General features: G+C 46.8%; 11 protein-coding genes. 4 read left to right on the top strand and 7 right to left on the bottom strand.

The features are described from left to right. Window positions 1-266: 266 nt before the first annotated feature. The 3 genes from ggt to OCV29_RS20415 all read right to left on the bottom strand — a co-directional run bounded on the left by ggt (window position 267) and on the right by OCV29_RS20415 (window position 4,573). Window positions 267-2,012: a gamma-glutamyltransferase gene (gene ggt, locus OCV29_RS20425; RefSeq protein WP_073601965.1), complete on the bottom strand. Its 1,746-nt coding sequence runs from the start codon at window positions 2,010-2,012 to the stop codon at window positions 267-269. A 359-nt stretch (window positions 2,013-2,371) separates the two neighbouring features. Next, entirely contained in the window at window positions 2,372-2,893 is a 522-nt protein-coding gene (locus OCV29_RS20420) for a hypothetical protein (protein ID WP_073601964.1), read from the bottom strand. Between the two features lie 678 nt (window positions 2,894-3,571). Beyond that, entirely contained in the window at window positions 3,572-4,573 is a 1,002-nt protein-coding gene (locus OCV29_RS20415; RefSeq protein ID WP_261887436.1) for a 2-hydroxyacid dehydrogenase, read from the bottom strand. A 443-nt stretch (window positions 4,574-5,016) separates the two neighbouring features. On the opposite strand from OCV29_RS20415, the gene OCV29_RS20410 reads away from it, so the two are divergent. Beyond that, a complete protein-coding gene (locus tag OCV29_RS20410) occupies window positions 5,017-5,232 on the top strand; it encodes a hypothetical protein (RefSeq protein WP_073602233.1) in 216 nt (71 codons plus the stop codon). Between the two features lie 44 nt (window positions 5,233-5,276). On the opposite strand, the gene OCV29_RS20405 is transcribed toward OCV29_RS20410, so the two are convergent. Then, window positions 5,277-6,770, bottom strand: a complete 1,494-nt coding sequence (locus tag OCV29_RS20405) for an ATP-binding protein (RefSeq protein ID WP_073602232.1) — start codon at window positions 6,768-6,770, stop codon at window positions 5,277-5,279. 272 nt (window positions 6,771-7,042) lie between these two features. Here OCV29_RS20405 and OCV29_RS20400 point away from each other — a divergent pair, with 272 nt between their 5' ends. Together OCV29_RS20400 and OCV29_RS20395 are read left to right on the top strand one after the other, a co-directional pair. Continuing rightward, window positions 7,043-8,095, top strand: coding sequence for an extracellular catalytic domain type 2 short-chain-length polyhydroxyalkanoate depolymerase (locus tag OCV29_RS20400; protein ID WP_217653281.1), 1,053 nt, complete (start codon window positions 7,043-7,045; stop codon window positions 8,093-8,095). Window positions 8,096-8,163: 68 nt separating this feature from the next. Further along, the gene (locus OCV29_RS20395; RefSeq protein WP_073602231.1) at window positions 8,164-8,700 is read left to right on the top strand and encodes a hypothetical protein; all 537 of its coding nucleotides are present in this window, start codon (window positions 8,164-8,166) and stop codon (window positions 8,698-8,700) included. Between the two features lie 78 nt (window positions 8,701-8,778). On the opposite strand, the gene OCV29_RS20390 is transcribed toward OCV29_RS20395, so the two are convergent. Continuing rightward, window positions 8,779-9,612, bottom strand: a complete 834-nt coding sequence (locus OCV29_RS20390) for a helix-turn-helix transcriptional regulator (protein WP_084193189.1) — start codon at window positions 9,610-9,612, stop codon at window positions 8,779-8,781. A gap of 243 nt (window positions 9,613-9,855) precedes the next feature. Here OCV29_RS20390 and OCV29_RS20385 point away from each other — a divergent pair, with 243 nt between their 5' ends. Beyond that, window positions 9,856-11,097: a hypothetical protein gene (locus OCV29_RS20385; RefSeq protein ID WP_139281495.1), complete on the top strand. Its 1,242-nt coding sequence runs from the start codon at window positions 9,856-9,858 to the stop codon at window positions 11,095-11,097. Window positions 11,098-11,207: 110 nt separating this feature from the next. Here OCV29_RS20385 and OCV29_RS20380 read toward each other — a convergent pair whose 3' ends face one another. Beyond that, on the bottom strand, window positions 11,208-12,056 hold the full coding sequence (locus tag OCV29_RS20380; RefSeq protein WP_073602227.1) for a glycosyl hydrolase family 18 protein: 849 nt from the start codon (window positions 12,054-12,056) through the stop codon (window positions 11,208-11,210). 109 nt (window positions 12,057-12,165) lie between these two features. After that, a complete protein-coding gene (locus tag OCV29_RS20375; protein WP_073602226.1) occupies window positions 12,166-12,780 on the bottom strand; it encodes a RebB family R body protein in 615 nt (204 codons plus the stop codon). Window positions 12,781-12,848: the final 68 nt, after the last annotated feature.

Here is a 12,848-nt window from a genome sequence, read left to right as displayed (position 1 = left end):
GGATTGAATCCGCACAGACCGGTTTGCAAGCAAACGACCAGCGACAAACAACTCAGGACAGGTATTTTTCAGTTTTTTTGAAATTTTTAATTTTTTCAAACGATTAATACCAATTCCACTTATTTTCTGATCAGAATGCGTCTGGTTCCGCAAACCGCTCAAGACAGCCATGTACGCTTAATCCATGTACGATTTAACAAGGAAAAAAATGCCGCTCACGTCAAGTGAACGGCACAGCATAAAAGATAAAGTTTTGTCCGGCAGTATCAGTCACCCATTGCGGTTCCCTCACGACGGGGATCTGCACCACCGGATAGCTGACCATCTTCGAACACAATCCCTTGCAAACCTGAGTTCAGATCCCGGATGTTCACCCTGAAACCCATTTTTTCCAGCGGCGCCTGCATTTTTTCAGCCGCCGTTCCCGCTTCCAAATCATAGGTGCCAAAGCGGTTCAGCAAATGCGGCAAAGAAATCGCCTGCTGGATATCCATCCCCCAGTCAATATGAGCAATTAAAGTGGAAGCAACATAACCGATAATCCGCGAACCTCCGGGAGAACCCACCGCCATGTAGGGTTTTCCGTCTTTCATCACAATCGTAGGCGCCATCGAAGAGCGGGGCCGCTTTCCCGGCTCTACCCGGTTCGCGATGGGATAACCATTCGCATAGGATGCAAAAGAAAAGTCCGTCAACTCATTATTCAGCAGAAACCCATGGGACATCACCCGCGAACCAAAGCCATTTTCAATGGTACTGGTCATCGAAATAATATTGCCATACTGATCTGCAATAACGATCTGCGTAGTGCAAGGTAATTCAATCGCCTGATCGTCCGCCAGTGTTATCTGGTTTTTCCATGGTGGTTCACCGGCAGACACCGTCTTCAGTGCCTCACCCGGCCGGATTAATTTTGCCCGCGAGGCGAGATAAGCCGGATCTAATAACCCTTCAGGCATCGGGACAAAATCAGAATCCGCCATATAGCGTCCGCGATCGGCAAAAGCCAGACGGGATGCATCACCAATAATCTGCCAGGCTTCAGGACTGTCCGGCCCCATTTTTTTCAGGTCAAAATGGCTGACCATTCCCAGAATCTGTCCAACGGTCAGTGCACCGGAACTTGGCGGCCCCATTCCACAGACATCATACTGACGATAGGACGCACAAACCGGCTCTCTTTCTTTCACCCGGTAAACAGCAAAATCCTGTGCCGACAGCACACCCGGATTATCTTTAACACCGTTCACCTTTGCTGCAATATCTTTGGCAATCTGGCCATGATAAAACGCCTTTTCTCCCCCGGTAGCCAACAGCTTCAATGTTTTGGCATAAGCTTGATTGACCAGCAAATCACCTTCTGCCAGCGGAGAACCATTCTGATGAAAGAAATAAGCACGGGTATCGGGATAACGGCTGAGTCGCTTCTGATCATCGGCGATAGCACCAGCCAGACGCTGAGAGACTTTAAAACCATGTTGCGCCAGATGTTCAGCCGGCTTAAATAGCTCTGCCCAGGGTTGCTTCCCGTATTTTTGATGCAGCGTCGCCAGTAGTTTTACCGTACCGGGTGTTCCCACAGATCGACCACCCACCACCGCATCATAAAATTTAAGCGGCTTGCCGTGTTCATCCTGAAACAGTGCAGGACGCGCGGCCATCGGTGCAGTTTCACGACCGTCAAAGGTTGTTAATTTTTGCTTTCCGGCATCGTAATACACCAGAAAAGCGCCGCCGCCTAAACCAGATGACTGTGGCTCGACCAGTCCGAGTACTGTCTGCACCGCGACCAGAGCATCAGCCGCCGTACCCCCTTTTTTCAGCACGTCATAGCCAGCTTTGACAGCATGCGGATTTGCAGCAGCCACCATATATTGCTTTGCCGTGACGAGATACTTGTTGACAACCGCCGTAGTCGATTCCGGCGCAACAGCATCCGTTACCTGAGAAGCCGCCAGTGTAAAAGAAGAAAAAGCCAGTAACGACGTTATCGTGAATAATTGTATCTTCATAAATATCCTTATTTAATCGATGAGAATCCCTGAAATATCTCCCCTCACGGAGAAACAAGCATCGGTGTTTCCCCGGATGAGATAATTGTCAGTTTAAACAATAAATCACCTGAAAATAAAGTACTTATACCCATATGGCCTGAAGATGAATGATTCGGCGCCAGCCCAAAATGCTGTTCAGGAAAAATAGCTCAAGGGATGATAACGCCTTTCTTTGATGCAGAAATGAGCCTGTTGATACGCTATCGCGGGGCGGGTTTGAGCCGGATTGATTCCGGTGGCTGAAAATATATTTTATCTAATTTAAATAATTCACACAAAAACAGCCACAACAATGTGGCTGCTCGTTTATTTTAATATTAATTTTTACTACAAAAACCTATCGTGACATCTTCCACATAAAAATATTCTTTAAATTCTCCATGAGGATCGATATGACTGATCCCGAGTGTTGTTTTACCGGTTCGTTTGATTTGGTCGGCATAATATGAACTATCTAAATTATCAAACCGGATCCAATCATATCCTTGCACACCTAATTTCCAGTAAATATCCTGAACATTGGAACCTGTAGGGACAACATAGACGTTATGTTCGTTATATTGGGTTTTATTTCCAAAGACGACCTGAACAAAGAAGTTACGAATATTCTGGGCTTTATTTTTATCGATCGAAAAATTGGCCCAGGCGATGTTAGTAACAATGTTATCCCCGGCGCTAAAACCATGAATAGGAGAGAAACTATAAGTATCCCATACCAGTGTTTCATCAGCATTGCATGTTGGAACAGGTCTGTGAAGAGTGCTTTGATATGCAAATGCCTGGGAAGCGAATAATGCTGCAACTGAACATAATCCGGCAGCTATTTTAGAGTATTTCATACATTAACCTATTATTTTATTACATTATAATTTCGCCATGTTTATACCACTTAAAAAATATTAATAAAGGACATCACGATGACACATTCATAAAATAACAGTATATTTGTGAATAATCACAATTCACAATCACTATATTGATTTTAATATTCATAACAAAAAACAATAAAAATTATATAACTTCATCAATTCATAAAAATTTAAAATACATAACAAACTGATTCATTGAAAAATAAAATAATCATCTATGATTCAACACACCTTAACTGATGGCAAAAATCTGATAATTTTATAAGTGGAAGCATCTAATAATACACGGGAATATCAATTCTCACTGAATCATGCATTTTCAGGTCTTTTTGGTATATGTAACAATTCTGTCATGGTATCGTGCATAAAGACACCAAAATAGTTTTGATTGATATTGACTTAGCTCCAAAAGACAAAGCAGGCCAGCAAATGAAAATTTTTCCCCGGTATCCACCTGATATTCAACTCTCTGATTTTTTTGCCACGCTTTTATCCTATCTGATGCCCTTAGACAGAGACCCGCTGGAAAAAGATATTCTCTCATTCTGGCATCGTGAACATGTCACCGTGATGGACGATAAAGTGATTCACAGCCTTGCGTGGAACCATCCCCGGAAGAAACAACATGCTTCTTCCGGGTCAAATCAGCTATTCGGCTTCAACCAGTTCATGACCAGACGAATTGCCCTGTATAAAAGCAGTCACACTATCCAGTGTTGTTGTCGCAATATTACGTAAAGCATCTTCAGTCAAAAATGCCTGATGTCCGGTAAACAACACATTGTGACAGGCAGAGAGGCGACGGAACACATCGTCAACAATCACATCATTCGATTTATCCTGAAAAAACAAATCCGTTTCATTTTCGTAAACATCCAGCCCGAGTGACCCGATACGTCCCGCTTTCAGCGCCTCTATCGCAGCACTGGAATCGAGTAATCCCCCACGGCTGGTATTGATAATCATCACGCCGTCTTTCATCTGCGCAAATGCCTCATCATTGAGAATATTGCGGTTTTCTTCCGTCATTGGACAATGCAATGTAATCACATCCGACTGTGAAAAGATGGTACTCAAAGGCACATAGCGGGCATCCAGTTCGATTGCCTGCGGATTTTCGAACGGATCAAAACACAATACATTCATCCCTAGCCCCCGTAAAATCCGGATGACCGCCAGACCGATTTTTCCTGTCCCGACCACCCCGGCAGTCTTACCGTAAAAGTTAAACCCAACCAGCCCTTCCAGGTTGAAATTTGCATCACGGGTACGCTGATAGGCCTTATGAAAGCGGCGATTCAGACTCATCATTAACCCGACCGTATGTTCTGCAACCGCCTCCGGTGAATAAGCCGGAACCCTGACAACCTGGATCCCCAGCCGTTTTGCCGCTGCTAAATCCACTTTATCGAATCCGGCGCAACGCATTGCAATCAGCCGGGTCCCGCCTTCGCTGAGCGCGGTCAGCACTGCATCATTTAATTCATCATTGACAAAAGCACAGACGACCGGAAAACCCGCAGCCATTTTTGCGGTGGTTTCAGTCAGACGAAATTCATGAAAATGAAGCCGGAACGATGCTGAATCAGCAACCTGGCTAAACGAAGTCCTGTCATAAGATTTGGCACTAAAAAAAACGATGTCGATCATAACTTTCTCCGGAATCAGTTTCAGGTCAATAACCTGTGAAAACAAACTGTGATAATTATCATTAAAACACAATTCATCTGATGGAATCTATTTTTTGACCCGGATCATGTTCAGGCACATGCAAAGCACCCGTGTCACATGATATGCATAGATATGTGTCCGATCAATTTTTAACCAAAACCACTTTCAACTATAATCAATTGGATGCTTAATACCAATCCCATTAAATACTTGATCATCTGGGTGAGTCTGGTGCAGCAAACATATAAAGACATGGATGCCCTTGTTGAAGCCTCTTCTTATAAACGAAAGCTGGATGGCTTGAGCGGTTTGCGGGACCCGGCTCATTCTGATCAGAAAATCATGGAATTGGATAATTCAGGATCTGTTGATCCTGAGTGATCTTAATTTGTTTATTCTGAAAAACAGAAAAGGAAGTTGATATGAAAATGACACTCACTTTTATTGCGCTGAGTATTGCCGCAGCACCGGTTATCGCCACCCAGATGTTGCAAACTGAAGCGGCGATGATGCCACATCAGGCGATACCTTATGTTCCGTCAGACACGCCATACAGCCCAGCGCTGAATGAAAAGATTCAGTCCCCTTTACCGACACTGAAACAATTCCGTGGCTGTGACGATCCCCTGAACTGCTGAATCCCTGAGATGATATTCAGGCCTCAAAAGACCTGAATATCCATTCAAAAAAATGAGTGATGCCCCGCCGTCTGAAGCCCTGCCTGCATCATTTGCTGGGCTTTTTCTATCCCCGGCCCGAGATCAGCCAGCGTGATCTGACTCTGATTCCCGCTCATTGCCCTGAGTGCTGCATAACGAACAATGTTAATGATGTCTGCACCACTGAATGGGTAATCACGGGCCAGCTGACGAAGATCAATCTCCGGTGCACGTTTAAATGACGGCAGTGCATTTTCCCACAGCGCCAAGCGTACTGCTTCATCCGGCTTTGGAAAATAAACGGTAGACTCAAACCGACGGAAAAATGCCTCGTCTAAGTTATCCTGTAAGTTCGTCGCCAGAATAATAATCCCGCCAAAAGACTCAATTCTCTGCAACAAATACGCCACATTCTGATTCGCGAACTGATCATTTGCCCCACTGGTCTGAACCCGCTGACCAAACAAAGCATCCGCTTCGTCAAAAAACAGCAGCCAGTGATGACGTTCGGCCAGTTGAAACACCTGCTCCAGATTCTTCTCCGTCTCTCCGATATATTTGGATGTCACCGCACCGATATCAACCCGGTACACAGGCCGGTGAGTTCGCTGGCCCAGCAACGTCGCCGTCAGCGTTTTTCCGGTGCCCGGCGGACCGTAAAACAGTGCCCGGAACCCATCGCGGATTTTACCGGCCAACTGCCATTCAGTATCCAGTCGCTCACCATAAGTCAGCCACAACTCAATTTCATCCAGATCCTGATACACCGCATCCGGCAGGATTAAATCCGGCCAGCGCAGTGACGTTTCGAGGCGGGTTGCCAGATGATTGATGATCACCGGCCGGGCTGGTATGTCCGGCAAGAGTAATTGCTGTAAAATCTCCGGACGCAATTGCAGTGCCTGCCACAAAACCGGCGCAGCTTCGGCGGATGTATCCCGGACCAGCCACTCGCATAATGGTGTCTGTCCCGACAAAGGCGACTGTCCCGATAAAGGCGCCTGTCCCGATAAAGGCGTCTGTCCCGACAAAGGCGTCTGTCCCGATAAAGGCGCCTGTCCCGATAAAGGTGCCTGTCCCGACAACGGCGCCTGTCCCGACAAAAGACGCAACGCCTGAAGACGGCTTTGCAGCGGGTCGCCACCGGGTAAAAAACCGAGCGTGTGGCCGGTAGCCCGGACAATACCGTCACATTCCACCAGACCAAATTCGGTGTAGGGCCGCTGGGTCTGTTCATTGATCTGAAGCAGTCCGTCAAACAGATAAGGTGCCACTTCAGGAATGATGGCAAGACAGATTGCCAGACGGGTCAAGGCATCACAGCCCTGTGCTTTGATGAAATGCCCGTACGGATCGGTTTCTTCAGGCTCAGGCAAATCAGCGACAAATCTTCCGGTTGGTGGTTCTGACAAACGGGTGTGAATCAGATTCCGGCACCAGATAAGTTCTGCCGCCAGTGATCGGCCTGCCGGTTGCAATTCATGATGAAAAGTAAATCTCGTATTTCTGTCTCTCATGTCCATTCAGCTCTGATAAATAACCGACTGTACGGACTTCACAAATGCAGGTATCGGATAAACCGGGGGAATTTGCGGTGAGAATGAACAGATATTCCACAGCGCCCTGAAGATGCAGACACCATTAAGAAGATCTGACTTTCCCGGTCAAACAAGCCAGTCAAAAAATAGATACGCTGCCAAAGCTTTTCCTGCATCCGCCAAAGATCGGTCTCTGTTCCCCTCCATACACTGAAAAGTGCAAATCTTCTTTTGATAAACAGGAATTCACAATGAAGAAAAACAAAACCAATCCGGTACCGGCCCGGTATATTTTATCCGCGCTGCTCTTTCCGCTGGCAAGCTACGCAACCGATAAATTACCGGCTGTCGGCGCTGAAATCAGCAATACATCAGTCTCAGGATTGTCATCCGGTGCTTTTATGACCACCCAGTTTTTTGTCGCACACTCTGCCATCATGCAAGGTGCCGGGATCATTGCCGGTGGCCCCTATTTATGCGCACAATCCTGGCCAACCAGTAGTTATCTGGAAAATGCGATGAATACCTGTATGAATCCACTGACCAAAAGTTCAGGCCCAAATACACCGTTACTGGTCAAAAAAACCCGGCAGCTCGCCAAATCCGGAAAAATTGATCCGGTCGAAAACCTGAAAAAAGACCATTTGTATTTATTCAGTGGCAGCAGTGACAAAACGGTCAGTACGCTGGTCATGGATCAGACCCGGAATTTCTATCAGTCGCTGGGCGTGACGGATATTTTTTACAACCATAATACCAATGCCGGTCATGCAATGATTACAGCAAATGCCAAAGACAGCACATGCAGTGCCACCAAACCCCCCTTCGTCAATAACTGTGATATCCCGCAGGCCAAAAATATTCTGAAAACAATTTATCCCGGACTGAATACCAGCAAGATGAATCAAAGTGCCAAAGCAATTCCTTTTGATCAATCGGAATTTATCAAAGCACCTTATACCAGCATGGACAAAACAGGTTATGTCTACATTCCCGGACAATGTAAAAAAGGGACTCATTGCGGCATCCATGTGGTTTTCCACGGCTGTGAGCAGGGCGCAACGGTGATTCAGGATAAATATTATAACCAAACGGGTTATAACGCTTATGCCGATGCCAACAACCTCATCATGCTCTATCCACAGGTTCACCCTTCGACCGACAAGCCCTATAACCCCAAGGGGTGCTGGGACTTCTGGGGCTATTCTTCACCGGACAATCCGGAGCCGGATTACTTCACCAAAAAGTCACCACAAATCAGCGCCGTCTATCGCATGGTCGAACGCCTGAGCAGCAAGCCGTAAGGTTTGTGGCTCGATCACTGGTCAATCAACCGGTTTATAACAAAAATCAAAATTAATGGAGATAATGTATGTTTTATCTGATGCCTTTTCAGCAAGACTGGTCAAAAGTCATAACTTCGATGAAGCACTGGTTTGATTTTCAGCAACAATCACTGAAAGAGGTCACCGATTTTATGGCGGCCATGTCACCTCAGAAAGATATGGCTCAAATGATGGCCGAATTAAAAGCGGCTCATGCGGGGCAAAATGTCTATGCCGGGATGAACTTCTGGCTTCATCCGGAAAAAAGCCATCAGGCGGTGATGGAATTATTTGAAATTTTTCAGGCCGTTGATCAACGTTTACGTACCAGTCAGAATCACGCGGCCAAAGTCTGTCTGGAAAATGCATCCGGCACCAGTGTCCTGTTGCATCAACACAGCAACTCACCGAAACTTCTGGCAGATCTGATTGAACACCAGCTGGACACAGCAAAATCACTGAAAGGGGATCAGGGTGAGATGATTGGCGCTTTATCCGCACTTCAGGTGGCCTTAAAAGCATGGACATACCGCCAGATCGCACAGGAAGAGGAAAGCACAACAACAGAAGCCGTGGCAGAATAGCTAAAGCTATTTCCTGTCTGACGTGCTTCATCTGTAAAAAAGCGATGCACCCGCATCGCTTTTTTTACCCCCGTCAATTTATACCGGAGCCGGTTGCGTCGCTCCAGAACCGGACCGTTTGGCCGTGCCGTACTGATGCCGGAGACGATATTCGCTGGGTGAACAGCAAAATCTCTTTTTAAATGCAGTTGAGAAATTATTCGCGTCAGGGTACCCCACCCGATAAGCCACCTGACGGATATCAAAATTGGTTCGCAACAGATAAGCTGCCGCTTTCTCCATCCGGCATTGATACAGCCAGTGAAACACCGTACAGCTGAATGCCTGTTTAAATGCTTTCGACAACGTCGTCCGGTTGGTATTCATCTGCTGTGCCAATCTGGTCAGTGTCACCGGTTCTGCGAGATGCTGACGCAGGTAATCAGCGGTTTTATTTGCCAGTTCATGATACTCAGGCAGGTCCGAAAACAGTGCCTGAAAGCGATCACCAGACCGGTACGGTGTCAGGCCGTGATGAGCCGCTTTCAGCAATAGCAGGCTGTATTCAATCCGCATCATCATTTCCTGCACATCAAAGGGATAATTGATGCAATCAACCACACCACAACGCAACACATCGCCCCGCTGGCCGCAGTTTCCTTCGATCACAGCCAGTACCGGCGGCACTGCCATCTGCTGGCTGTTCATCTGTTTTTGTAATAACTGACAAGTCGCGCTGAGATGATGAATCCTGCCGTAAGTGGCATCGACAACAATGACATCAGGGGCGATATCAATCACCCGATCAACCAGCCTGTTCAGCGTCACCGGAATTATTTTCACTGGTTGGTCAAATAAATTTTCACAAAATTGCGCCAGCACCGTCTTATTCCCTGAAAGCACAATGATGCGATAAGGCACATCTTCCATCATTCATTCCTCTGCGAGAAATGGAGATAAAATAATCCGGCAGGTATTGATATACCCCGCCAGTCCGATGCAAAAACATGGTCAACCCATGAACTCAAAAGATCCGGCTCTTTTGTACGGTCACCCCAGGCGACATCCACAGATTTTTTGATGCTGGCAAAGACATTTCTGTCGCAGCAAAAGAACAACCCCGGCAAGTCTCATAAAGTTATATGACCCGTCATCCACCTGAGAAGAGACATGACAATGACAGAAGACACAGCCAATACTTCGCCACAGCCGTCCCATACAGAGCAAGTCACCCCATCCCCGGAAAAACCAGATGCCATTGTCGCCAAAGCACGTCTGGACTATGAGTCCGAACTGAGCTGTGCCATTGAAGAAGTTGATTTAATTTTGAGTTACCTGTGCCGTAAAGGAATGAAAATTCCGCCCGACATCATTCAGGACATTTTAAATACCAAACAGGCCTTTACAGAAAACGGGAAAGTGTCAGTCACAGAAGAGTCCCGCTTCTGGCAATGCTACTGCGCACTGGCCGAACAGATAAAACCAGCCACCTTAACCAGTGTCAAAGAAACCGCCCCCTCGGGTTTCTGGCAAAAGCAGCATAAAGGTCATTATAAGCGGGTAAAACGTGTCCCGGTTTACTACGGTATTGCTATCTGTATTCTGATTCTGCTCACAATGATGATGCAGTCTTACTATATGATTGGTCTCGATGTATTAAACAAGTCCGACAAGCTTTATCAGGCACAGGCTGACCTGCAACAACAGATTTCACAGTTAACCAGCCAGCCGCAGGATACACTGTCCGGTGAACAAAAAGAGCAACTGAAAAACCTCATCCGGGAAGAAAAAGAGTCGGGGCAGAAATTTGATTCCAACCGTATCTTTCTTGATCAATGGAATGCGGTATGGCGGCTTGGCATTCAGCCTCAGATCCGATTCTCTGAGTATGATGACTATATCTATCACAAAAAACTCAGTACCGCCCAAAAGCAACTCGAACAACTGAAAACTCAGGAACGTACCAGACAAATCACCCGGAAAATTGTCCGCTATCAAAAAGTCGTTGACCAGCTGACCTCAGAACGTCAGCTGCAAATATCCAACTATTTGTTTTTCGGCGCACGCATCTCCGCCGGTCATATGATTGATTTACTCGAAGGCTATATTCTGCCGTTATTACTGGGCTCTCTGGGCGCATTCACACTGGTACTGCGTTCGATTTATCAATCATTCAAAGAAGAAACATTCACTGTAAAAAGCTGTCTCGACTATAACCTCAGAATCCTGTTAGGCAGCGTGATGGGCATTTCCAGCGGCATGATCTTCAACAAAGAACAAACCGTTATCGATGCAGAATATTCTCCGATGCTGATTGCTTTCCTGATTGGATATAATGTCGAGATTCTGTTTTCGCTGATGGATAATCTGGCCAGACGCTTGTCTCAAACCGATGTCTCCGGTAAACGAATGTCCTGAAGAAAGAGACATCATGTGTCTGATCCAGAAGTTCCGCAAAAGAAAGGCACCTGAACACGGTGCCTTTTTCATTGACTTCATCCTGAGACGGGAAGAACAGTACAGACAAATTAATCCTGTAGTGCCGCTTTCATCGCAGCGCCCCACGACCCGTCTGTATCGCTGTCAATACACCAGCCCATGATACCGCCAAAACCAATGCCCGCTGCTTTCGCCTGTTTCAGAATCGCCGTCAGATCTTCCGGCGACAGATACCCGGTTCCATCCAGATCTTTCGTTGAAACAGGTTTACCGACATACAGTTTTTCTGCCGGAATCCCCTGCTGCTGACTGATGCTGGTGATCGACGTCGGGTTGGCATAATCCCGGCCACTGTCATTGTAGGTTGTCGCAAACATCGAATCATAATTCTCATAACTTTGATAAGCCCAGGTGCCCTGGTTGTAGTACTGAATATAATACGCATCAATCCGGCCTTGTGTTGCCGACTCGAGCGCAGCATATCCGCCTGGTCCGGTGAAGTAAGGGCCCTGTGGTGCATGGGAGATACTCAGATTTTCAGCCCCTGACACACTCAGACAGGCATTGGTTGCTTTTGCCAGCCATGCCAGTGACGTTGAGTTCAGCTGAATATTTTCAATATCAAAATCGACCCCGTCAAAACCATGTTGCAGGGCAAACTCGGCGGCGCCTGTCCCGAATGCCTGTGCACTGCTTAAATCATCAGTTTGGGGTTTGAATGTCGAACCACCGACACTCAGCAGACAACGTTTGCCCTGCTGTTTGACATAATCGATCAGAGCCGGATTCCCCGCCGCAGAAGCTGCGGCGCCAGAAGCCCCTTCTTGCGGGCTGACCCAGAAAGCAAAAATCACCACATCATAATCTTTCGCTTTCGTTTCGATCTCTTGTTGTGTGACGCTACCATTAAAGTAGCCAACGACGCTTTGTTTACTCATGTTTTTCTCCCTTTTCTGTATCCTGGGTACTCAGGATTTAACGTGTATTTCGGTGAGTGAATCTGCCTGCTTGGTGGTGCCCGTAAAGCACATCCGGAATGCACTGAGCTTATCGGTACAACTCAGCTTCGATGATCCCGCTGCTGACGGCAAAAGTTGTCGCACTGCCAATATCCATAATCGACTGAATTCCCAGTGCGTTAGAAGTGTGTTGCAACATTGCTGTCTGTTGCTGCCCGGAAGCAAGGTTCTGGCTGGAGGCTGATAAAGACTGACTGCTCAGCGTCATCACATTGGCACAAGCCATCGCCGGAGAAAGAAATTCAGTAAAAGTTTCGTCAGATAACTGCGGCGCAGATTCAAGAGATAAAGTGACCAGTGCTTTCCAGGCATAAGACCACAAACGGTTGACATAGCGGGTCGGCTGAAACTGAATTACGATGGGCTGGCCGGATTGCACCAAAGCAGAAATATCCTTATCCAGCACATGTTGAAAGACCTGCTGATGATTACCGGTGGTGATCGCGCCTGCTTTCATACCATTGATATATAAATCAAGATACTCATTGGATGCACCTAAGTCTCCTTGCAAATCAATCCCGACTTTAGCGGTATCAAATGGATGCAATGGCTGAAAGGTCAGGATTGCAGGTTCACTTTCTCCGGCGGTCACCGCCAGTGTTTTCGTTTGTTGTTGTACATTACTGCGGGCTCTGACTGTCATAGAAATTCCTCCGAACATTTCTGCCCAGCATAAATCAACGATTCAGGTAATAACCGGAGAAAACGGTC

The organism is Vibrio aerogenes (assembly GCF_024346755.1).
Classification (GTDB): Bacteria; Pseudomonadota; Gammaproteobacteria; order Enterobacterales; family Vibrionaceae; genus Vibrio; species Vibrio aerogenes.
This window is presented reverse-complemented; position numbering and strand designations above follow the sequence as displayed.